The following is a 24,380-nucleotide window of genomic DNA, read 5'->3' on the forward strand; positions in this document are numbered from 1 at the left end:
TTGTCATCATAGAGAATACCGCGCCGGTTTCCATACGCTTCGGCAGAGTCAACAAGCCATCCCGGTCGGGATCAAGGACCGCGGCGGCGCTTTCCGCTTGACTAATCTTGTGGTCGTGCTTGCATCACATGACCGCCTCGATGAGCATTAGAGACATCGTTCGAAGAAAGGCGCCTAATGATTTATCTGCTTGCATTGCTGATGGGTATGATCGCCGGATTGCGCGCCATGACCGCGCCTGCGGCGGCAAGCTGGGGAGCCTATTTCGGTTTCATAGGATTGACAGGCACCTGGATGACCTTCCTGGGCTCGATCTGGGCTGCCTTGATCCTGACTATACTCGCCGTCGCCGAACTGGTGGCAGATCAGCTTCCCGCCACACCAAGCCGAACCGTTCCAATTCAGTTCGCAACCAGGGTCATCATGGGAGCCGTCGCTGGCGCGGCGATCGGCGCAGGCTTCGGGCAATGGACGGGCGGCCTTGCAGCCGGAGCAGTAGGCGCTGTCGCCGGAACATTGGGCGGCGCGGCCTTCCGGTCCGTAATGGCCAAGGCGTTCCGGCGCGATGCGCCCGCGGCATTCATCGAGGACGCGATTGCGATCGTCGGCGCTTGGTTGATCATCAACGCACTCACCGTGTTTGCAGCCTCATGAAGGATTTCGATGCCATCATCGTCGGCACCGGTCAGGCGGGCCCGCCGCTCGCGGGACGATTGACGGCGGCGGGAATGTCCGTTGCAATCATCGAACGCAAGCATGTGGGTGGCACATGCGTCAACACCGGCTGCATGCCGACCAAGGCGCTCGTTGCCAGCGCCTACGCTGCCCACCTGACGCGCCGCGCGTCCGATTTCGGCATTGAACTGGAAGGTGTGCCGACGGTGGACATGCCGAAGGTCATGGCGCGCTCTCACCAGGTGACGCTGAACGCGCGAAAGAACAATCGCGATTGGCTGCAATCGATGGAGAAATGCAGGCTGATCGAAGGCCATGCACGCTTCGAGTCCCGCCACGTCATACGGGTGGGCGAGGAGCTTCTGCGGGCGCCGCGGATATTCCTGAACGTCGGCGGCGGGGCCGCCATTCCCGATTTTCCCGGTGTCGATCAGGTGCCCTATCTGACCAACAGCAGCATCGTCCTGCTGGAGCGGGTGCCCCGCCACCTCGTCATCGTCGGCGGCAGCTATATTGGGCTGGAGTTTGCGCAGATGTACCGCCGGTTCGGCGCTGAGGTCACTGTGATCGAGAAAGGCGAGCGCCTCATCGGTCGGGAGGATCACGACGTCTCCGACGCTATACGCGAGATCCTGGAGGCGGAGGGCATCCAGGTACGGATCGGGGCCGAATGCATTCGACTGGAGCCTCATCCGGATGGCGTTGCCGTCGGCGTGGATTGCAGTGAAGGCGCACCGACCATCATCGGATCGGACGTGCTTATGGCGACGGGCCGGCGACCCAACACAGATGACCTCGGCCTCGACACGGCAGGGGTGGAAGTCGACGACCACGGCTATATCAAGATTGGCGACGACCTCGCAACGACGGCCGAAGGCATCTGGGCTCTGGGCGACTGCAACGGCAAAGGCGCCTTCACCCACACCGCCTACAACGACTTCGAAATCGTCGCTGCCAATCTCCTCGATGGGGAAGACCGGCGTGTCTCGGACCGTATCCTGGGTTATGCACTTTATATCGACCCGCCCCTGGGGCGCGTGGGGATGACCGAAGCTCAAGCATTGAAGGCGGGAAAGAAGGTCCTTGTTGGCAGGCGTCCGATGAGCCGCGTGGGGCGAGCGATCGAGAAGGGAGAGACGCAGGGCTTCATGAAGATTGTCGCTGACGCCGACACCAGGCAGATCCTTGGAGCCGCCATCCTTGGCACCGGCGGGGACGAAGCGATCCACGGCGTCCTGGACATCATGAACGCGGGAGCCACCGTCGATGCGCTTCGTTGGGCCGTACCAATCCATCCGACGGTATCCGAGCTCTGGCCGACGGTGATTTCGGAGATGTCACCGCCTTAAGCTTCCGTTCACCGTTTCCGCCTTTTGCAGATCATTCTTAACTCGGATTGCAGGCGTTTCCGCTAGGTTCTCGGCGCGAGAAGGTGGCCGGATATGTGCGGATTTGCAGGATTTATGGGTGAAACAACTCATCCCGGCGGAAAAGAACGCCTCCTTAACGGAATGGCGGAGGCGATTGCCCATCGCGGGCCTGACGGACGCGGTACCTTCACCGCAGACGGCGTGGGTCTTGCCCATGTGCGCCTTTCGATCGTCGGCCTTTCCGACGGAAGGCAGCCGATGAGCAACTCCACGGGGGACATCGTCATCACCTTCAACGGCGAGATCTTCAACTATGTCGAACTGCGGGACGAGTTGGTAGCAAAGGGTCATCGTTTCCGCACCCAAACCGATACCGAAGTTCTGCTGCAGCTCTACGAATCTGTCGGCGAGCAATGCCTCCAGCACCTGAACGGCGATTTCGCTTTCGCCATCTGGGACGGTCGACGTCGGCGTCTCCTTCTGGCCCGTGACAGGATGGGGGTCCGTCCCCTTTTCTACACCCGTTCCGGTGACACTCTCTACTTTGCCTCGGAGATCAAGGCGCTGCTGGAGGTCCCAGGCGTGGAGGCGGAACTCGATCCGTTCGCGCTGGACCAGATCTTCACGATGTGGGCGCCGATTGCGCCGCGCACCGCCTTCAAGGGGATCCTTGAGCTAGATCCCGGCCACGTCCTGATAGCGCAAGGCGGCCAGGTTACGGACAGGGCCTACTGGACGATGCAATTTCCGGACGTGCGGGATATCGATCCCGGCCGGATAGCTGATCGGCAGGAGGAACTGCAGGCACTCCTGACAGACTCGGTGCGACTGCGCATGCGCGCCGACGTGCCGGTGGGAGCCTATCTTTCCGGAGGCCTAGACTCCTCCCTCATCACTGCGCTCGCGGCTCCGATGGCTCCGAGCGGCCTCAACACATTTTCCGTAACCTTCGACAGCGCCGAGCATGACGAGAGCAGCTTCCAGCGGCTTGTTGCCGAAAGCCTGAACACGCACCATCGGTCTGTCCGCTGCGCCGGCTCGGAAATCGCCTCGTGTTTTCCAGACGTGGTGCGCCATGCGGAACGCCCGGTTCTAAGGACTGCCCCCGCGCCTCTCTACCGCCTCTCAGGCCTTGTCCGAGGCGAGGGGATGAAGGTGGTGCTGACCGGCGAGGGTGCCGACGAAGTGTTTGCCGGCTACGATATCTTTCGCGAGGCACGCGTCCGGCGCTTCTGCGGCCGCCAACCGCATTCCCGCATCCGGCCGCATCTGTTCCGCAAGCTCTACCCCTATCTGCCGGGGTTGAAGCAGCAATCACCCCAGTACCTGGCGGCCTACTTCGGCGCTGGCACCGACCGGCCCGACGACTTGCTTTTCTCACACCGGCCGCGCTTCCGCAGCACCACCGCCGCAAAGATCTTCTATTCGGATGAGCTCAAGGCAACCCTTGGCCGCTACGATGCTGCCGAAGACCTGGCGTCGCGCCTCCCACCGGACTTTCGCCGCTGGCATCCGCTCCACCAGGCTCAATATCTCGAGGCGCGTTTTCTCCTGCCGGGCTACATCCTCTCCAGCCAGGGCGACCGGATGGGGATGGCACACGGGGTTGAGGGCCGCTTCCCGTTCCTCGATCATCGGGTGGTGGAATTCGCTTGCCGGCTTTCGCCTGAGGCAAAGCTGAAGGGGCTCGAGGAAAAGCACATCCTGCGCCGCCTGGCGAAAGGCCTTGTCCCTGACACGATTATCCACCGGCCAAAGCAGCCCTACCGGGCGCCGGACAGCAGTTCCTTCCTCGACGGGCAGGCTCAAGCCTATGTCGGAGAGTGCCTGAGCGAGCAGGCGATCGCGGGCACCGGACTTTTCAATCCCCGCGCCGTCTCGCGCCTTCACGAGAAATCCCGTTCTCGCCCGCTGACCGGCTTCCGCGACAACGCCGCCTTCGTCGGCATCCTCTCCACCCAATTGTGGCATCGGCAGTTCGTGCAAAACAACCGTCATGGCGTCGCCTCCGCCCGCGTCGCGGCGCCTGTTGCAGGGTGAGCGCAATGGGTGAGCACGCGTCGCGGATCCGCAACCTTCGCGCCCTCCTGCCGCACGCGGCAGCCTATGCCGCATCGGGCGGCAGCCTGATCGTCAGCTCGGCCGCGCAGCTCCTCACCTTCGCCATCCTCGCCCGCTTCCTCGGCGTCGATGAGTTCAGCCTTTTCGTTGCCATAACGGCTCTTTCCAACGTCGCCGTGCATCTCTGCGGACTAGGGGCGACGGAATGCCTCGTGCGCAGGGTCGCGCGGGACCAGGCAATCTACCCGACGTTCCTGGGTCACAATCTCATCCTGATCGCGACAACCGGGCTTCTTCTGCTTGTGATCGGCGCCGCCGCCCTGCCGTTCTTCTTCCAGGTCGCCGAGAGCCGGCTGGCAAACGTCCTGCTGATTACGACGATGCTGGCGACGAATATCGTCCTTGTCCGGGCCATCCTTTTCACGGAACAGGTCTTCATCGCCTTCTCCAACTTCGGGGCTGCAAACAAGGCTGTCATGGGCTTTGCGTTGATACGCACTGCCGCAGCGGCGCTCGCCTGTATCGTCTTCGGGGTCTCGACCCTGCAGGGCTGGATCATCTGGCAATTTGTGGCCCACGCTCTGTTTCTGGCTGCGTGCGTCGCCGCTCTGCGCCCTCTCGGCCCACCTCGGTTCCGCATAGTCCGGGAAGAGCTCAGGCTCGGCCTCTACTTCAGCATCCCGTTTATTCTGAAGGCGGCCAGGCAGAATGCCGATCTCGTCGTGCTGAGCCTCGTGACCAGCGCCGAGATCATGTCCAGCTACAGCGTTGCCCGACGGATCATCGAGAGCAGCTACCTCTCGGTGGATGCCCTCAACCGCATCCTTTATCCCGGAACCGCCCGGGCGAGCGCCGCCGGCTTGCACCATGCCTCGGCGCGGGTGGGACGGATCTTCCTCGTGGCGCTTGCGATCAGTGTTGCAGCGGCCGTGGCCGTTTTCCTGCTGGCACCGGTGCTGCCCTACCTGTTCGGGCACGAGTACACCTCGCTCGTGCAGTTCGTCCGCTACCTCTGCTGGGTGCTGATCCCGGTCTCCTGCTGGGCGATCGCGCTCGAGGCGCTGGGCGCGGCCGGACACCAGGGGTCCCGTGGCGCGGTTCTTGGCGGCGGCAGCCTGCTCGGGGCCGCACTCGCCGCCTGGGCGACCTGGTATGCCCCGCCGGCTGGTACGATCGTCTCCTACTATGTGATCGAGATCGTCATGACGATCGCGGCCTGGCTGGTCTATTTCCGCGTCCTCGCCAGATCCCGTAATGGTGGCCTCTCCATTCGGTCCGGTGTACCGGCCGAATGAACCACTCCGCCCCCGCCCTCCACGCTCCTTCACCTGTAGGGTCTTCGACGCCAGCCCCATCTCGCGGGGTGCAGCCAATGTCCTGGGGCGACCTTGAGGATGTTGGCCGCCTTTTCAACCAGGCTTTCCGTCAGGTGGCCAAGGCACCTTCCCGAGATCTGGTCGCCTACCTGGATCACCTCTTCCTTTCTTCCCCCAACTACACGGAAGAAGCTGGATCTCTCGTGCACCGAAACGCCGCCGGGCGGATTGACAGCGCGCTCCTGGCGCTACCCATGACCTTCGAAATCGAGAACAGGAGGATCACCGCACGCCTCCTCTGCGCCTTCATGGCCGATGGCAGAGCAGGACTGGCGGGGGCGGCACGCATCGCCCGCGCCATCCGGGTCTCGAATCCGGAGTTCTGCTTCTCCGACAACGCTTCTCCCGTCAGTGCCGACCACTGGATGGCCGGAGGCGGCAGCATGCTTCCGGTCCAGAGCCTGGAATGGCGCCGGTCATTCCGCCCGACAGGCGCGATGATGGAGCGGATACGGACGAAATTGCCGTGGTTGAACGCGCCGTTCCTCTCCATCGCCGCGCATCCCGTCGACCAAATGGCACGCCGCATGATGCCTTCGCTTGCCGCACGGCAGGAACTGCGGGGGCGTTGGGTCACTGCGGACGTCGACAGACTGCTGCACTGCTTCCAAACAATGACGCGCCACTTTTCCCTGCGCCCTTCCTGGTCGAAGGATGAGTTTGTCTGGCTGCTCGAAAACGCTGCTTCGAACCGGATGCAGGGCACGCTGACATCCAAGGTCCTGCTGGACCGAGAGGACAAGGAGATCGGAGCCTGTATCTACTTCCACAGGCCCCGCCGGACGGCCCATGTGCTGAACGTGCTGAGCGAGCCGGGGCACGAGGTGGAAGTGGTCGAAGCGATGTTCGCCGAGCTCGAGGCATCGGGGCATGTGGCGGCGCGCGGGATGGCGCAGCCCTTCCTGATGAACGCGCTGCTGCGGACCGGCAGGACGAGCTTTGTGAACCGCGGTTACTTCTGCATGACGACGGATCGCAAGGATGTGCGCAATGCCGTCGTGCATGATGATCTCTACGTCGGCGGCCTCGCCTCCGAAAGCTGGAGCCGGCTGCTGACGGACTTCCGCTGAACCGGATTAACCCAATATTCATCGCGCGAGACTAGCTTCAACAGGATATTCGCTGTCGCAGAACCGCGCTCTCCCCGCGCGACCCGGCCCGGTTGGAGGTAGGAGATGTATCGGCCGAAGGAGCCTGAAACCCGACAACCGGACGCAGGCCAGGCGTCGCCGGGTCGCTCTCCCGCATCGCTCCTTGACCTCATCGGCCACCCACGGACAGAACAGGGTGCCGAAACATATCGCCGGCTCGCAGTTCCGGAGACCCGAGGCAATACCCCCGAGGTTGACAACGCGACGGAAGAACAGGCTCCGGACAGCCGTCGCGCATCGATTCAAAACCGGCTTAACGCACAGCTCCGCAGCCTGCGCGAGCTCGGCCCGGCGGACATTCTCCTGTGGCTGCAGCAACGACTGCTTCTGGTCATCGTCGCTACGATATTGGGCGTCTGTGCAGCCGTGGCCTACGGACTGACTGCCACGCCCCGCTACACCGTCTACACCGACCTGATCATTGACCCGCAGAACCTGAACGTTGTCTCGGATGATGTCTTCGCGTCTAACCCGGAGCGCGAGGCGCAACTGCTGGAGGTAGAGAGCCGCCTCAGGGTGCTGACGTCGCGAAACGTGCTTCGACAGGTCATCTCCGATCTGGACCTGACCGAGGATCCGGAATTCGTGAAGCCGGGCCTTCTCGAGCCGCTCTTCCGTATCTTCTCGCCGGCCACTTCCCTGCAGGACAGGGAACTGGGTGTCCTGCGCCAACTGAGTGAACGGGTAGACGCGCGCCGTGAGGAGCGGTCCTTTGTGGTTGTCCTTTCCGTCTGGAGCGAAGAGCCTGACAAGGCTGTCCGGCTGTCGGAATCCATCGTGCGCGCCTTCGAGGCGGAACTGTTCGAATCGGCAGCGACGAGTGCCGGGCGTATTGCGGCGGGCTTGAACGAGCGGCTGGACGAACTCCGGGCGGCTGTCACGGCTGCCGAGGAGAAAGTGGAAGCATTCCGGCGGGAAAACGACCTGCAGGCGACGGCGGGTGAGTTGGCGAACAGCCGTATCTCCTCGCTGGTCGATACACAGGTCGTTGAAGCGCAGCAGAGACTGATCCAGGCGGATGCCCGTTACGCGCAGATGCAGGCCGCGGTTGCCAACGGCCAGGCGGCCACGGCGGCGGTCTTCGAGTCCCCGGCAATGACGACGCTTCGCGGTAGCTATAACGTGCTGCGCCAGCAGATTGGCTCCATGGAGCGGACCTACGGCAGCCGGCATCCACGCCTGATCGCCCTGCGCTCCGAAGAGGCGGCGCTCGAAAACGCCATCACCGACGAAGCCCGACGCATTCTGCAGTCCGCAAGGACCGATACGGAACAGGCAAAGGCGGCCCTGGAGGAACTGCGAAGCACTGCCGAGGATGGGCGGACGACCGTCTATGGTAACAATGATGCGCAGGTGCGGCTTCGCGAGCTGGAGCGGGAGGCGCGGGCCAAGGCAACGGTCTACGAGACATTTCTCGCCCGCACCACCCAGATCACCGAGCGCCAACAGATCGACACCACCAATGTCAGGGTGATCTCCCCAGCCGTACCGCCGAAATCAAAGAGCTGGCCGCCCCGGACGATCATAATGGCCGCGGGAGGAGCAGCGGCTGGTGCCGCTCTTGGAATCATCCTTGCACTCGGACTTGGCCTGTGGGGACATCTGTGGAGAGCAAGCTCCGGCCTGGGCCGGCGCTTTGCCTGAGGAGGTTCAGTTGAGGAGCGCTGGCGCAGAGGCAATTTCTCCCTTCGCCATGGACAGGAAGGTCTTGGGCGGACTGCTGTTTCTTGGGATCTTCCTGTTCTTTTGGATCTCGCTCAATCCCTTTGTCGACCTGACGTTGCAGGCCAGCGCCAGCATCGCGACCGACAACTCCAATAAACTGAACCAGATTCTGTTCCTTTGCCTGCCGCTTGCATCCGTGGCCATGGCAATGGCGACCCCCATGCGCGGCAAGCTGCTACAGCCTCTGGCACTGACAGTACCGATCTTCTTATGGTTCCTGCTGGCCTCGCTGGTCTCCAATCACACGCTGAACAGCCTAAAGGCCCTGATCCTTTCCTACCTTGTCGTCCTGGGCGCCAACTGCTGCCTTCTTCTCCCGCGATCGCAAGTTCACTTTGCGAAGCTTATCGCAATCGGCACCGGCGCTGTTCTTCTGCTCTGCTACTACGGGCTCTACTTTCTCCCGCACTTCTCGATCCATTCGGCAGCAGAGGTCATGGAACCGATGCATGCCGGGCTGTGGCGCGGGTACTTCCCGCATAAGAACAATGCTGCAAGCGCCATGGTGCTGTTGGCGTTCTGCGGAATCTTCGTCATGCGCGCCTGGTCGAAGTGGACGGGTCTTGTTCTGCTGGCAGGATCGGTATGGTTTCTGCTTCACACAGGCGGCAAGACTGCCTCGGCCATGCTTCCCGCCATCCTGCTGCTGACGTTCATCTTCGAGCGTTTCGCGTGGCTACGAACCGCCATCGCCTTTGGCGGTGTGCTGCTGGTAAACGTCGTCGCCGTAGGGGCGGCCGTATCGCCCGGACTGACGAGCTTCATTACGTCACTTGGTGTCGACGCGACATTCACGAACCGGGCCGACATATGGAGGCTCGCCATGAATGCCGTCTCCGAGTTCCCATTGACTGGATATGGCCTGAAGTCGTTCTGGCGCACCGAGGAACTCGTCTATGGGGGCACAGGCATCGAAACCTGGGCGGTACAAGCTGCTCATAGCCATAACGGTTATGTGGAGATATTGCTCAGCGTCGGATTTCCCGGCCTGATCCTGTCGCTCATTTGGTTCCTCGCTGTTCCCTTGCGCGCCTTCAATCGTCTGGAAAAGGCCGGCCCGCCGAGCCATGCGGCGCGGCTTTTCTTGAGAATCTGGCTTTACCTTCTCTTTGCGTCCACGCTGGAGAGTCTCTTTTTCGAAAGCGCGAGCGGCTACAACCTCGCCTGGTTCATGTTCGCGCTGGCGCTTTTCGGTCTTCGGTACGAGGCCGACGCCCAGCAGGTCAGGGAACGACCTAGGGAGGCCTGCGCGTCATGAAGCAATCCTCACCGTCGCTGGGACAGTTCATCGACCGCCTGGGCAACCGGCTGATCTGGCGCCTGGCCTCCAGAAGCCGCACTGTCGAGACCAAGGTTCCCCTTGTCTCCTTCACCTTCGACGACGTACCCGACACCGCCCTCACGAATGGAGCGGCAATCCTCGAGAAGCATGGAGTGCGCGGTACCTTCTACATTGCCGGCGGCGTCGCCGGACAAGTCGAGCCAGACCGGACGCTGATCTCGCCCAGCGGCTGCCAGGAACTGGAAGGGCGTGGCCATGAAATCGGCTGCCATACCTTCGCCCATCGCAGCGTCCGCAGCTATGGCGGCGCTCTATCCCCGGACCTCGACAGAAACAGGCAGTTCCTCGAGAAAGCGGGGGTGAGCCGCGCTCCCACAAACTTCGCGTTCCCATACAATGCCGCCTGGCCGCTGGCACGGAAGACATTGAAGGCTCGCTATGCGACCTGTCGCGGCGCTGGCGAGGCGATCAATCGGGGACACGTGGACCCGTGGATGCTGAAATCCGTCGAAATTCGCCAGCCGGAGAAGCACGCGCGAGAACTGACCCGTTGGATCGACGACGTCGTTGCCGACAGCGGCTGGCTCATCTTCTTCACCCATGACATCGCCGACCGCCCCACTCCTTACGGCTGTAGGCCGGATACCTTCGACCGCCTGGTCGAGCACGCGGTTCGGACGGGTTGTCAGGTGGTCACCGTTGCCGAAGCGGTTGGTCGGCTTGGATGGGGGGGCGTCCGATGAATTTCGTTGCTCGCAATGCCTCACCGCCTCGCCTGCTCAATATCAACAACTACTTCTACCGGCGCGGCGGGGCGGAGGCAGTCTTCCTTGACCACTCGACGCTCTTCGAGGAAGCGGGCTGGGATGTCGTTCCCTTCTCGATGCAGCACGAGAAGAACCTGCCATCACGCTGGTCCGAGCATTTTGTCTCCGAGATCGAATATGGCCGGGAAGCTGGTGGACTTGGAAAGGTCCTGCAGGCGTCCAAGGTCATCTATTCGTTCGAGGCGCAGTCCCGGCTGAAGAAGTTGATGGCAGAGGCGCCGCCGGACATCGCCCACGCCCACAACGTCTACCACCACCTCTCACCGGCGATCTTCTCCACGCTGAAAGCGGCCGGCATCCCGGTGTTGATGACTGCCCATGACCTGAAGATCGCCTGTCCGGCCTACAAGATGCTGCGCGATGGGCGGATCTGTGAAGACTGCCGCGGCGGTCGCATTTACAATGTCGTTCGGCACAGGTGCATCAAGGACTCCCTCCCCCTTAGCACCGTCGTTTTTGCCGAGACGGTCCTGCACAGGATGCTCGGCCTCTACCGCAACAAGGTTGACCGCATTGTCGTGCCGAGCCGCTTCTACCGCGCCAAGCTGATGGAATGGGGATGGCCGGCCGAGCAGTTGAGCTATGTCCCCAATTTTGTCGATTTGGGCGGATTCGAGACTGGCTGGAAAGAAGGCGACTACTTCGCCTTCGCGGGGCGCCTTGCACCCGAGAAGGGACTGACCACCCTGATCCGGGCTGCTGCGAGGGCGAAGCAGCGGGTGATTATCGCCGGGACTGGACCGGAAGAGGCATCGCTGCGCAAGCTCGTCGAGGAGACCGGCGCAGACGTCACCTTTGCGGGCTTCGTCGCGGGCGAGGCTCTTCATCGGCTGATCGGTCAGTCCCAGGCGCTGGTGCTGCCCTCGGAATGGTACGAGAACGCCCCGATCAGCATCCTCGAAGCCTATGCACTTGGCCGTCCCGTTATCGGGGCAGCGATCGGCGGTATACCAGAAATGGTAAAGGTCGGGGCTACGGGACTCACGCCCGCAGCGGGCTCGGTAGAGAACCTTGCCGACTCCTTGTCGCAGATGGCAGCACTGGGCACCGCCCGAAGATCAGCAATGGGCGCGGCCGGTCGCGATTGGGTTTCGCGGGATTTCTCCTGTACCTCCTACCGCGAACGGATGCTGGCGCTGTACGGGGAGCTCTCCCCCGGCATCTTCGCCAAGGCGCGAGCGATCCCGCAATAGCACGCGAGGAAGGCCTTTTTCCCCGGTCCTGTCCCAAACAGGCACAGGATCGATCAAATTCTACCGATCGCGTTTTCGGAAATCGAATGTTCCATCTGTAGAACCTACCCAGAAATGATTTCCGGACCGGACACCATGAAAACGAAGCATCGGGAGCCAGCGGCGGGAGCTGAGCCGGCACAGCGGCAGTCGATCGCGCCACCCGCGCTCGACGGAGCAGATGCCTACTCGGCTGAACAATTCGAACAAGTCGGAGCGAATGGGACGGCTGCGGTTCCCGTCGCCGGTAATCTTCAGCCACGCCCTGCACTCAAGGATTTGGCCGCGGCCAGCTCTACCGCTGATCGCGACGGGAGCGCCCGACCCCTTGTCATGATGCTCGGTCTGCGCGGCGTTCCCGACGTTCAGGGAGGCATCGAACGGCATGTTGAGATGCTTGGTCAGGAACTGGCACGCGATGGCTGGTCGGTCGAAGTTCTCGGGCGTCGCCCGTACCTGAAGGAAACCAAGCCCTTCACTTGGAAAGGGATGAAGGTGACGCCGCTTCGGGCACCGCGTTCGATGATACTGGAGGCATTTGTCCATACCTTCTCCGGCATCCTTTATGCGGCCCTGAAGCGTCCTCACATTCTTCACATCCACGCAATCGGACCTGGCCTGCTCGTGCCCCTTGCAAGGCTGTTCGGACTGCGGGTGGTCACCACTCACCATGGCTACGACTACGACCGCGAGAAATGGGGCGCCAAGGCAAAGAAGATCCTGCGGCTCGGGGAGCGGCTAGCGGTGAAGACGTCGCATGCGACGATTGCCGTCTCCCGCGACGTGACGGAGACGATGCAGGAACGCTACGATCGCCCCCTCAGCCACGTGCCGAACGGTGTCCTGGTTCGGCCAGCCGTTATACAATCCAAAATTCTCGAGAGGTTTGGCCTGACACGCCGCCGCTACGTCGTCATGGTCGCCAGGATCGTGCCAGAGAAGCGCCAGACGGACCTGATCAAGGCCTTTGCTCAGTTGCGCAGCACCGACTGGAAACTCGCCATTGTCGGTGGAGCAGATCACAAGAGCCGTTACCACGAGGAAGTAGAGGCCCTGGCGAGAGACGTTCCGGGCGTCGTGATGACCGGCTTCCAGAGCGGCGATGACCTCGCGGGACTGTTTTCGCAGGCGGGTTTGTTCGTTCTGCCCTCCCTCCACGAAGGCATGCCGATCTCCCTTCTCGAGGCCATGAGCTATGGCCTGCCCGTGCTTGCCAGCGATATTCCCGCCAATCATGAGGTTGAGCTTCCCGATCAGGACTATTTCCCGCCGGGGGACGTTGACGCCCTGGCTGCTGCCCTTCGCCGCAAACTGGCCGAGCCTTTCGATGAGCACGATGCCCTCGCCCGTATCCGCCATACGGAGAAGAACTACACCTGGTCCTCGATCGCTGGCGCCACGACAGCGGTCTATCAATCCGTCCTTGCTGGCGGGAAGATTGGGAAGCGAAGTTGATCGTCTCAGTCATCATCAAAACCTTGAACGAGGAAAGACGCATTGGGCGGACCATAGAGACCGCCCTGGCGGCAATCGCGTCCGTCGATGGCGAGATCATCGTCGCCGACAGCGGCTCCTCCGATCGCACGATCGAGATTGCGACCGGCTATCCGGTGCGTATCGTGCAGATCATGCCTCCAGCCGAACCAAGCTGCGGCATTGGCCCTCAGCTTGGCTACCAGTATGCCAAAGGCAGCTATATCTGCCTGATCGACGGCGACATGGAACTGGACGAGACCTTCCTGGGCGAGGGACTGGACTTCCTCGCAAAGAACCCGAAGGTCGCAGGTGTCACGGGCCACGTCGAGGAGCAGATGCTCGATAGCTTGGAATACACCAGGCGCGTGACGCGAAACGCCCCCGAGGCAAGGACTGGCAGCATCGACCGAATGAATGGTGGTGGTCTCTATCGTCGCGCAGCGATCGAGCGCGTTGGCTACTTCACCGACCGCAATCTCCATTGCCATGAGGAATTCGACCTGGGGGTGCGGTTGCGGAGCCAGGGTTGGCTCCTCCACCGGCTCGACCGGCGCTTCGTCTCACACTACGGCCACAGCATCAACTCATATCGACTGCTGGTTCGACGCTGGCGCACGAAGTACCTCTTCGGGATCGGAGAGTTGCTGCGTGCCTCGGTAGGACAGCCCTACTGGAAGAACGTTCTGGCCGATCTGCCGGAATTGAAGCTGTGGGCACTGGTTGCATGCTGGATGCTGGCATCGCTCGCAGTGCTGGTCATGATTCCGGCGAAGGCTATAGCCGCGTCTGCCGTACTTGTCTTGGCGGCGGCTGTAGTCACCGCGATGTCGCTACGCAAACGCAGCTTCACGATGGGGCTTTACACCGTCGTCGCCTGGCTTTTCCATACCACCGCCGTACCGTTCGGCTATCTTCGGCCGCGACGAGATCCGCGGCAATGGATCGAGAGCCGCGAACTGGGAGGACAGGATGCGGAAAATGCTCCGGCTGGTCTGGATGGCGATGGCAATCGCTGGACCGGAGTCTGTCAGCGCGTCGGATGACTGGCTTCCGGTCCGGGAGACGAACCTTGTCATCGCGGCAGGCAGTCCACTCGACTTTTCCCCCTTTCTGCGCAACCTCCCGATAGAGGGGTCCGGTGCTCGCCTGACAGCTGGCGAAGGCGGACGCATGACGCGCGCCGAGGCGCCCTCGGAACCGCTCCGGCTGCACTGTGCGTCACTCGCCTGGAGCCCGGCTTCCGGCGGTTTCCCCGATCACGCCACTGCCGACATCTACGCCCGCCAGTTGGCGATGCGCGGCTATAACCTCGCCCGTCTCCACTTCGTCGACGCCAGCCTGATGATGGGGCGCGACCGGGATTTCGACTTCGACCCCGAGACGCTGGACCGGATCCACTACCTGATGGCCGCGCTGAAGAAGGAGGGCATCTACTGGATGATCGATGGCCTCACATCCTGGAGTGGAGGCTATGGCGGTATCGAGCATCGCTGGGACCCCACTCCGGGATTGAAGCTCGAGATGCACTACGATGAACAAGCTTTTTCTCACTGGCGACGACTGGTCACCAGCCTTCTGGCCGGAGTGAACCCGTATACCGGTGTCGCTCCGATCCGTGACGACGCTCTCGCACTGCTGATCCTTGTCAACGAAGGCGGAATGGAATTCGAGACCGTCGTCCTCGAAAGCAATGGGAAACCCCACTATCCGGAGGGGTTGCGTAAGCCCTTTAATGAATGGCTGCAGCGGCGTTATTCGAGCGATGCGGAGCTCCAGCAGGCCTGGGATGACCTGCAGCCAGGCGAAAGCCTGCAGTCGAGTACGATCCGACTGCCCGCCGACCGATACAACGATACGCCTCGAATGCGGGATCTGCAGGCCTACTTCGTCAGCGCCGAACAAGCACTCCTGGAGAAGATGACGGAGGTGGTTCGCCGCCTCGGATATGATGGCCTCGTCAGCTCCTATAACAACTGGCCGACCAACCAGACCGCACTCACACGCTCACGACTACAGGCGGTCACCATGAATACCTACCACGACTGGGTGAGCGGGTATCAGTCCGGCGCGAAGATCACGGGCGAGAGTTCGATTGGCGATGGGGCAGCCTATCTGCGCATGGCGGCAGCCGCGCGCTGGCTGGGAAAGCCGTTCGTCATGAGTGAATACGACCAACTCTTCTGGAACCCCTACCGCTACGAGGCCGGACTTGCTGTTCCGTCCTACGCAGCCCTGCAGGGCTGGGATGCGCTTTGCCGCCATGGGCACGGCCCCATTGCCTTGCGCTACGGGGAGCCGTTCGCGCACAAGCAGTCAATGCTTCCCTATGCCATTGCACTCGATCCGGTGGCACGGGCCGGGGAAACCCTTGCGGCCCTGCTGTTCAGGCGACAGGATGTTTCCCGGGCAAGGAACACCATTCCCTTCCTCGTCGAAGGCCTTTCTGATCTGACGGGAGACATGCAGGCGGCGGAGCCGGATGGGCTGACGTTTCTGGCCCTGGTTTCTAGCATCGGTCTGCAGAAAAGCGAGGGCCTCAGAACGCCCTACACCATCGGGCAGCCGCGATCGGATGGTCAGGCCGAAAACCACCTGCGCTCCATGAAAGATGCTGGCCTTCTGGCCTCTACGAACCGGACCGATCCTTCCATCGGGGTTTTCGAAAGCGACACGCGCGAGCTCCTGTTCGATGTCGCGAAAAAGACCCTCCAGGTGGTTACGCCGCGAACGGAAGCTGCGGCGTTTTCATCCGTCACAGCGCCCCTATCTCTTGGCTCCCTGCATATCATTGGCGCCGAGGGAGGAGGATTGTTGGCGGCCTCGGTCATCGATGGCGCCCCTTCCCTCGCGCAAAGCCGGCGTATTCTCATTATCTACGCGACTGATACCCGCAACACCGGCATGCGGTTCCGGGATGCCGCAAACCGGGTGATCGACGACTTCGGAAAGCTTCCCGTACTTATCCGAAAGGGAAGTATTTCACTGTCCTTGCCTCAGAGATCCGGCTCTTGGCGTTTGTTGCCGGTCGGACTGGACGGCATTGTCCATCCCCCGGTCATTCAACGCGCTGGCCCCGTGGATTTCACTCTCAGCAACGACACCCCCCTCGGTCCGACAACCTTCTTCCTGCTGGAACTCGGCTGATCCCTTATCGGCTGGCAACGGGATCAAATCGCCACCGATGTGGTTGGGTGAAGGTGGCATGGGGCGCGTTCATTCGCGCCGGTTGCCCAAACAGGAAGGAGAAATCGCAATGGCGAACGCGAGTTCAAAGCACATCGGATCCGGCGCGCACGGGAAGTCCTCTGGAACCGGAGCACTCACCGATGTTGACAAGGATGTTCTGCCGGACAACATGGTCCTGTCGAACCGCGACAAGGCACAGCATTCGCAGGAGCGCGGTCTAGACAGCAAGAGTGTACAGACAGAACAGTTTCACGACCACCAGGACAATCACCTGGAGAGGTAACCTGTAAAGTCTGCGTGAGAATTCAGACATCGGCCATTCGTGAACGATTCTAACCTCCCACGGCGCTTGCATGTTGCCGTGGGAGGAGTAGGCTTTGCGTCATACCTTGGAAGCGCCGGGACCACATGGCGCCAGGACGTTGCTCCGGACCACGGAGGGCCACCAATGACGCAGCATATTCAGGGAAGTGCATTCGAGCCGCAGGATCTGGCCTGCATGCAGAGGCTGTTCAGCGCAGCCTGCGCCGCACGAGGCGTGGACGGCAAGGGGGAAGCGGCCAACCAGCTCGCCGCTCGCATCTTCGAACTCTATCAGCAGGGCCTGCGAGAAGAGAAGGATCTAGGTTCTCACCTGCAGGCATAAGTTGCCACAACTCATCGCTTGGCCTGGAGGTCTCGCTCGTCCCGGAGAAGGTAGAGACGTGTGGTGTCGTCCAGATTGCCTTCAAGCCAATCAGCCATGGCAATCTCTTCCTGGAGTATTCGTTCGAAGACCGCTTTTGCTTCGACCTCACCGAGTTCGTCAGCCGCAGCGATGAGCACACGATAGGCAGCAATTTCCATGTGCTCGAAAGCGTAACCCGCCATCGCTCCCCTCACAACCTCGTCGGATGTCAGGACACCTCCGAGCCCCTGAGCCGTTGCCGCGAGTCTCCCCGTCAGATCCCTGACCAGCGAAATCCCACCGGATGGTAAGGTATCCAGCAATTCCTGGAGAAGACGCAGATGCTCCTGCGTCTCCAGAACATGCCTCTCTATCTGCGCCTTCAGTTCCGGATAACTCTGTATCCGCTTGGCCTGCGCGGTCAGCATGGTCAGCGCCTGCTCCTCCATCGCGTGCGCGTCGCGAAGCCAGGCAATAAAGCGATCCTTCATGTGCATCTTGATCTCCTCAGGGACTCGAGCGCTTACCCTCAACTCGACCTTTATCAGACCGGTTCCGACAAAAACGGGAACTTAGGGCGGCATCTGCAGTTCATCGATTGTAGCGACAAGGAACAAGGTCGCCTGATGCGGAACTTGAGCCACGCAGACGCGATGATAGGCGCGGCGGCGATCGAGAACTAGATCAGGTACAAAGGAGACGGACATCAACTCGCCAGATCCAAGAGAGCCCCACGAAACCCCGCCAGTCCCGGCACCGGATCTCAACCCTGTGCCGCCGATCGACGAGCCTGAACCAGATCGACTACCGGACGAGGATCCAGTACCCAATCCTGACGAGACGAGCGATCCGCCTGTCTACGCCTAGTACGCTGGCTGAACCTCATGGAACTAGAGTAACCTGCGCGCGTTCATCTACGATCGCTATCAAGGGGTGCGTAGGTGGACGTGACAACAACCGCTTTTCCGGCAGACCAGGAATCCCGTACAAATCCAATCATCAAGCCCGGACACAATGCATGGCGCAGTTCCCGCGCTGAGAAAGCTGCATTCCTGGTCGACGGGGCCGATTACTTCCGCCGCCTGGACCAGGTTCTGGAGCATGCCCGGCGCTCTATCTTCATCATCGGCTGGGACTTTAATCCGGATATTCGACTGAGACCGGAAGATCCGGACTGCCCGACGCTCGGCGAGCGGCTTCGGAGCCTGGTCGAAAGCCGGCCGGACCTGGAGGTGCGGCTCATCGTTTGGGGCATGGGGCCGGTCTACTCCGGCAAGAGCCTGAAGATGTTCGGCAGGATGGATTGGAGCGACCACGAGCGGATCACCCTGAAATTCGACTTCGACCATCCGCTGCGCGCCAGCCATCACCAGAAGCTCGTCGCCATCGACGATAAAACCGCGTTTCTCGGCGGGATCGACCTCACCGCCCGCAGATGGGATGATCGCGAGCATCGATCTGATAACCCTCTCCGGAAATCTCCCGACGGCACGGCCTATGGCCCGGTTCATGATGTCCAGAGTATTGTCACTGGGCCTGCAGCCGTATTGATAGGTGATGTCGCGCGGCGCCGATGGCGCAAGCTGACAGGCGAGACACTTCAGCCGCTACCCGCCCTCGAAGGCCCCAACCCCTGGCCTGACGATCTCGACGCCACCTTGAGAGATTGCTCTGCGGCACTGGCCCTGACCGAAGCCTGGAAATGGAAGGGTCGGCGCGGCCACAGGGAAGCCATCCGCCTGACCCATGACGCGTTACGCGCTGCGGGGCGCCACCTGTATATCGAGACGCAATATCTGGCTTCCTTCGGTGTCGCCAGAACGATTGCGCGACGGCTGAAGGAGCCGCGGGGGCCGGAGATCGTGGTCGTCGTGACGCGCGAGTCCCACGGCTTCCTCGAGCAACTGATGATGGGCAAGAACCGCAACCGCCTGATCCGCAGGCTCATGCGGGCCGATCGGTACAACCGGCTGCGTGTCTACTATGCGGTAACCCCGGACGCACAGGGCAATGACCGGGAGATCGTGGTCCATTCGAAGGTGATCATCGTCGATGATCGTTTCATCCGCGTCGGCTCCTCGAACCTCAATAACCGGTCTGAAGGCTTGGACACCGAATGCGATATTGCCCTGGAGACATATAGCGCTGAAGGACGCCAGGCGATCGAACGGGTGCGCGACGATCTCATTGCGGAACATCTGGACGCGTCACCCGAGCAGGTGTCCGAACAGATCCGCATCACAGGCTCCCTCATCGCAGCGATCGACGCACTCAACACATCCCCACGCGGGCTGCGTCAATTTCATGTCGGTCCCAAGGAGGGCGACACGGAATCCGTCGTGGGCACGGGTATCATCGATCCGAAGCAGCCCTTCTGGCCAATTCGCCCCATGCTGGCCTTCGCGAAGCGGAGCTTTTCCCGCCTAACCCGCCGGCTGCTTTGATATCCTCCTGCGCGGCTGGCGGCGAAAATAGGCTTCGCTCGCCACCAGCGTCGGCACGCCCACCATCAGCGGAACGAAGAAGTACAGGATCCGGAAGACAACCAGCGCGCCGATCGACGCATCGATGGGAAGAACGCCGAGAATGGTGGCTTCCAGCACACCCAGGCCTCCGGGCACGTGGCTGATCAGGGCAGCGATGTTCGCAGTGACATAGGCAGTGGCCACCGTCAGGTAGTTGACCGCAGAAATGCCCAGCATGAGTTGATGGATGCATGCGGCGACGCAGGCAAAGTTGAGCGTGCCGACCGCGATCTGGCCAAGGGCAAGCCAGACGGAGGGTGGCTGGAAGCTCCACCGATACAGGATAAGGGGCCGTTCTACGCGCCAGCAGATCAGCAGGTACAGCGTCGGCACCAGGAGGCAGATGCAGCCCAGAGTAACCGCTGTCACCTCGTTGATGCCGAGCAGGTCGCCGCCCCGCCCCTGTGTTATGGTCAGCGCTAAACCGGCAAGGGTAACCAGGCCTAGACCGACGGTGACGCCGCAGAAGATGATGACCTTGGCAACCTGCTCGCCCGAAAGCCCCCAGCGAGAATAGAAGCGGTAGCGCACCGCACCGCTGCTCAGGGCAGCCATCCCCACATTGTGGCCGATGGAAAGGCTGCAAAAGGACGCAAGCGCCACCTGCCGATAGAGCAAGGCGTGACCCGCATAGCGCACGGCGAGCCAGTCGAAACCAGAGAGACACGTATAGGAGCCGACGACGAATGCGAAGGCGAAGAGCAATCTCTGCTGCGGGATGGAACCCACCGACAGCCGGATCTCCTCTAAACTATAGCGTCCGAGACTACGGTAGACGAGGAAGGCCGCGACCACGATCGCCAATGCAGCCAGAATCTTGAAAACGCGTCGCCTCGTGACCATCCGCTCCCTCTCTCAGTTCGTGAACGGGGAACGAAAACCGGACAAACGGGTTCCCCCGCTCATGTCAGCCACTCCGCAGCAACCACCAGCCAAGCCCGGCACCATCCTCAAGGTCCTCAGCTACAACGTCCATAGTTGCATCGGCACCGACCGAAAGCTCGATTGTGCGCGCATTGCCGAGGTGATCGCAAGCATTGCTCCCGATATCATCGGCCTGCAGGAACTGGATGTCGGGCGCCGACGGACCGGTGGCGCTGATCAGGTACACGTCGTGGCGTCGCTCCTGCGCATGGAATTTCACTTCCATGCGGCACTTCACGTGGCCGAAGAACGCTATGGCGACGCTGTATTGACCGCGCTACCTATGCGATTCGTCAAGGGAGCCATGCTTCCATCCTCTGGCGAGCAGCGCGGGGCCTTGTGGACGGAAGTGACTGCCGGAGATCAGACAGTCCAGGTCTTCAATACTCACCTGGGCTTGCGCCGCAGGGATCGCGTCAGCCAGATGACGACACTGCTTGGTCCCGGCTGGCTCGGCAATCCCGACAATGCGGACAAACCACGCATCCTCATCGGCGACCTGAATTCCATCGGCAGGTCCGCCTCCTATCGCCTTGTTACGAAGCATCTGAAGGATGTTCAACTGGAAGCGCCGCGCCGGCCGCAGCCCACCTTCCCATCCCGCTATCCGGTGATGCGCCTCGATCACATCTTCGTATCGGAGGGCATCGAAGTGCTGGACGCGGAAGTGATCTCCACTTCGCTGACACGCAGGGCATCCGACCACCTGCCGCTGCTGGCAACCATTCGCCTTTGAATGGCGCGCTAATCCTCGGGAACCTGTTCCGCCGAGCGCGTCAGCTCTTGCCGCGAGATACGAACTTGTTGAACCGGCTGGTCTTCCCGCTGGCGGTCTCGTCCTGGTAGAGGAAGCACAACTCGTTCTTGTCAAATATGTCGAAGAAGTCATCCCACTCGATCGGCTCCAGCGACTCTTCCGGCTCGCCGAAATCCACCCGTAGGATGCCTCCTTCGCCAGAGTCTTTGACGCGCGCCGGGTGACCGCCGCGTTCCTCGATCCAGTTGCGGATTTCTTTATGGTCGGTGGTCTCTACCGATTTGCTCATCTTGACCTTCCTTTCAACATCTCGCACCCGAACCTGAGCCGGATGCGATTGTTCCGGACCGAAACCTGTCTCGACAGCGGGAACCTTTCTACTGCGTCCGCGGTTGATCACCCGTCGAAAGCTGTAGAATGCGGACGACAGCGTCATAGTACCCTCCCCAACTCGGCGCCTCCTTCGGGAGTGCGCCGTCTTTCTTCCGACGGCTCTGCGTCAATCCGTCCGTATTGACCTCCCTGGCATTCAACCCATTTTCCAACCAGCGGACCCGTCGCTGCAGTTGTTAAGTGAGGATGGACGATGCTCGAAAACCTCGACGCTACACTCCTGGCCAGGGTTCAGTTTGCCTTCACTGTTTCTTTCCACATCATCTTCCCCGCCTTCTCGATCGGACTCGCAAGTTATCTGGCGGTGCTTCAGGGCCTGTGGTTGTGGACGAAGCAGGAAGTCTATCTCGAGCTTTTCGACTTCTGGAAAACGATCTTCGCACTGGCCTTCGGGATGGGCGTGGTATCGGGCATCGTGATGTCCTACCAGTTCGGCACGAACTGGAGCGTATTCTCCGACAAGGCTGGGCCCATCATCGGTCCGCTGATGGGCTACGAGGTCCTTTCGGCCTTTTTCCTCGAAGCCGGTTTCCTCGGGGTCATGCTGTTCGGCAGGAAGCGCGTCGGCCCCGGCCTGCATTTCTTCGCCACGCTCATGGTTGCCTTCGGCACGCTGATGTCGGCGACATGGATCCTCGCTGTGAATTCCTGGATGCAGACGCCGGCCGGCTTCGCCATGAACGACGCAGGGCAGTTTGTGCCCGAAGACTGGTGGGCCATCATCTTCAACCCTTCCTTCCCATACCGGCTGGTGCACATGGTGCTGGCAGCATATCTGACCACTGCACTGGTTGTGGGGGCTGTCGGGGCCTACCACCTGTTGCGCCGCACATCGCCGCTTCGCGCGGGAACGATGTTTTCAATGGCCATGTGGATGCTGACGATCGTCGCACCCCTTCAGATCCTCGCAGGCGACATGCACGGCCTCAACACGCTCGAGCATCAGCCGGTCAAGGTCATGGCCATGGAGGGCCACTACGAAAGTCATCCCGATGGAGCCCCCTTGATCCTCTTTGGCCTCCCCAATCCTGAGGAGAAACGGGTCGACTACGCAGTGGAGATCCCGAAGCTCTCCAGTCTCATCCTGAAGCACGACCTGAATGCACCTCTGGCTGGTCTCGACACAGTTCCCGAAGAACTGCATCCGCCGGTCCCGATCGTCTTCTGGTCCTTCCGCATCATGATCGCCATTGGCTTTGCGATGTTCGGCCTCGGCTTGTGGAGCCTCTACTGTCGCTGGCGCGGCTCACTCTATGGCAGCGACTGGCTGCACCGCTCTGCGATTGTGATGGGACCTGCAGGATTTGTTGCAGTCCTGGCGGGATGGATCACTACCGAGGTGGGGCGACAGCCGTTCACCGTCTACGGTCATCTTCTGACGGCCGATTCCGTTTCGCCGATTGCGGCACCGGCGGTTGCCACTTCGCTGATCGCTTTCATCATTGTCTATTTCCTGATCTTCGGTGCGGGCACCTTCTATATTCTCCGGCTGATGTCCCGCCTGCCGCGCGATCCGATGGGCGACCTCGATGAAGGCCCGATCCGTACGGCGGGTATTACGCCTGCCCCTCAGGCAGCCAAACACGAGGAAGTGCGTCATGGAGCTTGATCTCGCCTTCATCTGGGCCGCCATCATTGCCTTCGCGGTCCTCGCCTACGTCATCCTCGACGGCTTCGATCTCGGCGTCGGCATTCTCTTCCCGTTCTTCCCGGAGAAGCATGAGAAGGACGTGATGATGAACAGCGTTGCGCCCGTCTGGGACGGCAACGAAACATGGCTGGTCCTCGGCGGCGGCGGGCTGCTTGCCGTCTTCCCCCTTGCCTACGCTACCATCCTGCCGGCGCTCTATGCTCCGATCATTGCCATGCTGCTTGGGCTGATCTTCCGAGGCGTCGCCTTCGAATATCGCTGGCGCACCAAACGGGCAGAGCCTCTCTGGAACTGGGCCTTCACGGGCGGGTCAGTGGTCGCAGCCTTTGCCCAAGGCGTGGCGCTGGGGGCACTGGTGCAGGGAATTCCGGTTGAGAACCGGGCGTATACGGGCGGCTGGTGGGACTGGCTCACGCCCTTCTCCGTCACCACCGGGCTGGCCGTCCTGATCGGTTATGCGCTGCTCGGGGCGACTTGGCTGATCATGAAGACGAGCGGAGAACTGGCGGAAAGAGCACGGCGCTATGCCTATGTGGCCGGGGTCGCCACGCTGGTGGCCATGGGTATCGTCAGCCTCTGGACGCCCTTCCTCGAGCCGCTCTATCTCCAGCGCTGGTTCAGCTGGCCGACCGCAGCTTTCAGCCTGATCGTCCCCGCTCTGGTCGCCGCCTGCTTCCTGGTGCTGGCCCACGGCCTGCGCACCCATCACGACAGCCGTCCCTTCATTGCGTCGCTTGGTCTCTTCGTGCTCGGCTATGCCGGGATCGGGATCAGCTTCTATCCCTATATTGTCCCCACCTCGGTAACGATCTGGGATGCTGCCGCTCCCGACGAGAGCCTAGCCTTCCTTCTGGTCGGTGCGCTGGTCCTCGTGCCGCTGATCCTCGCCTACACCGCCTATGCCTACTGGGTGTTCCGGGGCAAGGTGGATCCCGAGGAAGGCTACCACTAATGGCAGCGTCTGGGGCCCTCAGGCGGCTTGCGTGGTTCGTCGGCCTGTGGCTGGCGGGCGTCCTTGCAGTGACTGTCGTCGGGCTGGTCATCAAGCTCTGGCTCGGTACATAAGTCCATCTCTCGACGCCGTGCGCGCCGACACCACCTG

At 61.6% G+C, this 24,380-nt stretch carries 21 protein-coding genes; 18 read left to right on the forward strand and 3 right to left on the reverse strand.

Annotation, left to right across the window (positions count from 1 at the left end; genetic code table 11):
* Positions 1–177 precede the first annotated feature (177 nt).
* From ACEPP2_RS10410 to ACEPP2_RS10475, 14 genes are all read left to right on the forward strand, one after another.
* Positions 178–654, forward strand: coding sequence for a DUF4126 family protein (locus tag ACEPP2_RS10410; RefSeq protein WP_395516547.1), 477 nt, complete (start codon positions 178–180; stop codon positions 652–654).
* The gene (locus ACEPP2_RS10415; protein WP_395516548.1) at positions 651–2,024 is read left to right on the forward strand and encodes an FAD-containing oxidoreductase; all 1,374 of its coding nucleotides are present in this window, start codon (positions 651–653) and stop codon (positions 2,022–2,024) included. The genes ACEPP2_RS10410 and ACEPP2_RS10415 overlap by 4 nt, the downstream gene beginning before the upstream one ends.
* A 93-nt stretch (positions 2,025–2,117) precedes the next feature.
* Positions 2,118–4,085 carry an asparagine synthase (glutamine-hydrolyzing) gene (gene asnB, locus ACEPP2_RS10420; RefSeq protein ID WP_395516549.1) on the forward strand — a complete coding sequence of 656 codons (1,968 nt, stop codon included), beginning with the start codon at positions 2,118–2,120 and terminating at the stop codon, positions 4,083–4,085.
* Positions 4,086–4,090: 5 nt separating this feature from the next.
* Positions 4,091–5,401, forward strand: coding sequence for a lipopolysaccharide biosynthesis protein (locus tag ACEPP2_RS10425; RefSeq protein WP_395516550.1), 1,311 nt, complete (start codon positions 4,091–4,093; stop codon positions 5,399–5,401).
* A 77-nt stretch (positions 5,402–5,478) separates the two neighbouring features.
* Positions 5,479–6,552 carry a GNAT family N-acetyltransferase gene (locus tag ACEPP2_RS10430; RefSeq protein WP_395516551.1) on the forward strand — a complete coding sequence of 358 codons (1,074 nt, stop codon included), beginning with the start codon at positions 5,479–5,481 and terminating at the stop codon, positions 6,550–6,552.
* A 105-nt stretch (positions 6,553–6,657) separates the two neighbouring features.
* A complete protein-coding gene (locus ACEPP2_RS10435; protein ID WP_395516552.1) occupies positions 6,658–8,277 on the forward strand; it encodes a GumC family protein in 1,620 nt (539 codons plus the stop codon).
* Between the two features lie 10 nt (positions 8,278–8,287).
* Positions 8,288–9,616: an O-antigen ligase family protein gene (locus tag ACEPP2_RS10440; protein WP_395516553.1), complete on the forward strand. Its 1,329-nt coding sequence runs from the start codon at positions 8,288–8,290 to the stop codon at positions 9,614–9,616.
* Positions 9,613–10,383, forward strand: coding sequence for a polysaccharide deacetylase family protein (locus ACEPP2_RS10445; RefSeq protein ID WP_395516554.1), 771 nt, complete (start codon positions 9,613–9,615; stop codon positions 10,381–10,383). The genes ACEPP2_RS10440 and ACEPP2_RS10445 overlap by 4 nt, the downstream gene beginning before the upstream one ends.
* Complete coding sequence (locus ACEPP2_RS10450) at positions 10,380–11,660, forward strand: glycosyltransferase family 4 protein (protein ID WP_395516555.1); 1,281 nt, start codon at positions 10,380–10,382, stop codon at positions 11,658–11,660. Before ACEPP2_RS10445 ends, ACEPP2_RS10450 begins: the two co-directional genes overlap by 4 nt.
* A 372-nt stretch (positions 11,661–12,032) precedes the next feature.
* On the forward strand, positions 12,033–13,154 hold the full coding sequence (locus ACEPP2_RS10455; RefSeq protein ID WP_449619207.1) for a glycosyltransferase family 4 protein: 1,122 nt from the start codon (positions 12,033–12,035) through the stop codon (positions 13,152–13,154).
* A complete protein-coding gene (locus ACEPP2_RS10460; RefSeq protein WP_395516556.1) occupies positions 13,151–14,218 on the forward strand; it encodes a glycosyltransferase in 1,068 nt (355 codons plus the stop codon). Before ACEPP2_RS10455 ends, ACEPP2_RS10460 begins: the two co-directional genes overlap by 4 nt.
* A complete protein-coding gene (locus tag ACEPP2_RS10465; protein WP_395516651.1) occupies positions 14,154–16,319 on the forward strand; it encodes a glycoside hydrolase family 5 protein in 2,166 nt (721 codons plus the stop codon). Before ACEPP2_RS10460 ends, ACEPP2_RS10465 begins: the two co-directional genes overlap by 65 nt.
* A gap of 109 nt (positions 16,320–16,428) precedes the next feature.
* The gene (locus tag ACEPP2_RS10470) at positions 16,429–16,644 is read left to right on the forward strand and encodes a hypothetical protein (protein WP_395516557.1); all 216 of its coding nucleotides are present in this window, start codon (positions 16,429–16,431) and stop codon (positions 16,642–16,644) included.
* A gap of 165 nt (positions 16,645–16,809) precedes the next feature.
* On the forward strand, positions 16,810–17,007 hold the full coding sequence (locus ACEPP2_RS10475; protein ID WP_152335754.1) for a hypothetical protein: 198 nt from the start codon (positions 16,810–16,812) through the stop codon (positions 17,005–17,007).
* Between the two features lie 11 nt (positions 17,008–17,018).
* On the opposite strand, the gene ACEPP2_RS10480 is transcribed toward ACEPP2_RS10475, so the two are convergent.
* Entirely contained in the window at positions 17,019–17,525 is a 507-nt protein-coding gene (locus tag ACEPP2_RS10480) for a ferritin-like domain-containing protein (protein ID WP_142587381.1), read from the reverse strand.
* A 444-nt stretch (positions 17,526–17,969) separates the two neighbouring features.
* Here ACEPP2_RS10480 and ACEPP2_RS10485 point away from each other — a divergent pair, with 444 nt between their 5' ends.
* Positions 17,970–19,472, forward strand: coding sequence for a phospholipase D-like domain-containing protein (locus tag ACEPP2_RS10485; protein ID WP_395516558.1), 1,503 nt, complete (start codon positions 17,970–17,972; stop codon positions 19,470–19,472).
* On the opposite strand, the gene ACEPP2_RS10490 is transcribed toward ACEPP2_RS10485, so the two are convergent.
* Positions 19,452–20,396, reverse strand: coding sequence for a putative bifunctional lysylphosphatidylglycerol flippase/synthetase (locus ACEPP2_RS10490; RefSeq protein WP_395516559.1), 945 nt, complete (start codon positions 20,394–20,396; stop codon positions 19,452–19,454). The genes ACEPP2_RS10485 and ACEPP2_RS10490 overlap by 21 nt on opposite strands.
* 61 nt (positions 20,397–20,457) lie before the next feature.
* Here ACEPP2_RS10490 and ACEPP2_RS10495 point away from each other — a divergent pair, with 61 nt between their 5' ends.
* Entirely contained in the window at positions 20,458–21,213 is a 756-nt protein-coding gene (locus tag ACEPP2_RS10495) for an endonuclease/exonuclease/phosphatase family protein (RefSeq protein ID WP_395516560.1), read from the forward strand.
* A 40-nt stretch (positions 21,214–21,253) separates the two neighbouring features.
* Here ACEPP2_RS10495 and ACEPP2_RS10500 read toward each other — a convergent pair whose 3' ends face one another.
* The gene (locus ACEPP2_RS10500) at positions 21,254–21,523 is read right to left on the reverse strand and encodes a hypothetical protein (protein ID WP_395516561.1); all 270 of its coding nucleotides are present in this window, start codon (positions 21,521–21,523) and stop codon (positions 21,254–21,256) included.
* A gap of 297 nt (positions 21,524–21,820) precedes the next feature.
* Between ACEPP2_RS10500 and ACEPP2_RS10505 the strand changes: the two genes are divergently transcribed.
* Together ACEPP2_RS10505 and cydB are read left to right on the forward strand one after the other, a co-directional pair.
* Positions 21,821–23,236 (forward strand): cytochrome ubiquinol oxidase subunit I, encoded by a 1,416-nt coding sequence (locus tag ACEPP2_RS10505; protein WP_395516562.1) that lies wholly within the window; start codon positions 21,821–21,823, stop codon positions 23,234–23,236.
* Positions 23,226–24,230, forward strand: coding sequence for a cytochrome d ubiquinol oxidase subunit II (cydB, locus tag ACEPP2_RS10510; RefSeq protein WP_395516563.1), 1,005 nt, complete (start codon positions 23,226–23,228; stop codon positions 24,228–24,230). The genes ACEPP2_RS10505 and cydB overlap by 11 nt, the downstream gene beginning before the upstream one ends.
* Positions 24,231–24,380 lie beyond the last annotated feature (150 nt).

The organism is Pseudorhizobium flavum (genome assembly GCF_044142885.1).
Lineage (GTDB): Bacteria > Pseudomonadota > Alphaproteobacteria > Rhizobiales > Rhizobiaceae > Neorhizobium > Neorhizobium flavum.

Coding starts and splice junctions, on each gene's coding strand:
- ACEPP2_RS10480 (WP_142587381.1), bottom strand. CDS start 17,525: ATGCACATGAAGGATCGCTTTATTGCCTGGCTTCGCGACGCGCACGCG.
- ACEPP2_RS10465 (WP_395516651.1), top strand. CDS start 14,154: ATGCTCCGGCTGGTCTGGATGGCGATGGCAATCGCTGGACCGGAGTCT.
- ACEPP2_RS10490 (WP_395516559.1), bottom strand. CDS start 20,396: ATGGTCACGAGGCGACGCGTTTTCAAGATTCTGGCTGCATTGGCGATC.
- ACEPP2_RS10435 (WP_395516552.1), top strand. CDS start 6,658: ATGTATCGGCCGAAGGAGCCTGAAACCCGACAACCGGACGCAGGCCAG.
- ACEPP2_RS10425 (WP_395516550.1), top strand. CDS start 4,091: ATGGGTGAGCACGCGTCGCGGATCCGCAACCTTCGCGCCCTCCTGCCG.
- ACEPP2_RS10455 (WP_449619207.1), top strand. CDS start 12,033: ATGATGCTCGGTCTGCGCGGCGTTCCCGACGTTCAGGGAGGCATCGAA.
- ACEPP2_RS10495 (WP_395516560.1), top strand. CDS start 20,458: ATGTCAGCCACTCCGCAGCAACCACCAGCCAAGCCCGGCACCATCCTC.
- ACEPP2_RS10470 (WP_395516557.1), top strand. CDS start 16,429: ATGGCGAACGCGAGTTCAAAGCACATCGGATCCGGCGCGCACGGGAAG.
- asnB (WP_395516549.1), top strand. CDS start 2,118: ATGTGCGGATTTGCAGGATTTATGGGTGAAACAACTCATCCCGGCGGA.
- ACEPP2_RS10500 (WP_395516561.1), bottom strand. CDS start 21,523: ATGAGCAAATCGGTAGAGACCACCGACCATAAAGAAATCCGCAACTGG.
- cydB (WP_395516563.1), top strand. CDS start 23,226: ATGGAGCTTGATCTCGCCTTCATCTGGGCCGCCATCATTGCCTTCGCG.
- ACEPP2_RS10410 (WP_395516547.1), top strand. CDS start 178: ATGATTTATCTGCTTGCATTGCTGATGGGTATGATCGCCGGATTGCGC.
- ACEPP2_RS10450 (WP_395516555.1), top strand. CDS start 10,380: ATGAATTTCGTTGCTCGCAATGCCTCACCGCCTCGCCTGCTCAATATC.
- ACEPP2_RS10505 (WP_395516562.1), top strand. CDS start 21,821: ATGCTCGAAAACCTCGACGCTACACTCCTGGCCAGGGTTCAGTTTGCC.
- ACEPP2_RS10475 (WP_152335754.1), top strand. CDS start 16,810: ATGACGCAGCATATTCAGGGAAGTGCATTCGAGCCGCAGGATCTGGCC.
- ACEPP2_RS10445 (WP_395516554.1), top strand. CDS start 9,613: ATGAAGCAATCCTCACCGTCGCTGGGACAGTTCATCGACCGCCTGGGC.
- ACEPP2_RS10430 (WP_395516551.1), top strand. CDS start 5,479: ATGTCCTGGGGCGACCTTGAGGATGTTGGCCGCCTTTTCAACCAGGCT.
- ACEPP2_RS10415 (WP_395516548.1), top strand. CDS start 651: ATGAAGGATTTCGATGCCATCATCGTCGGCACCGGTCAGGCGGGCCCG.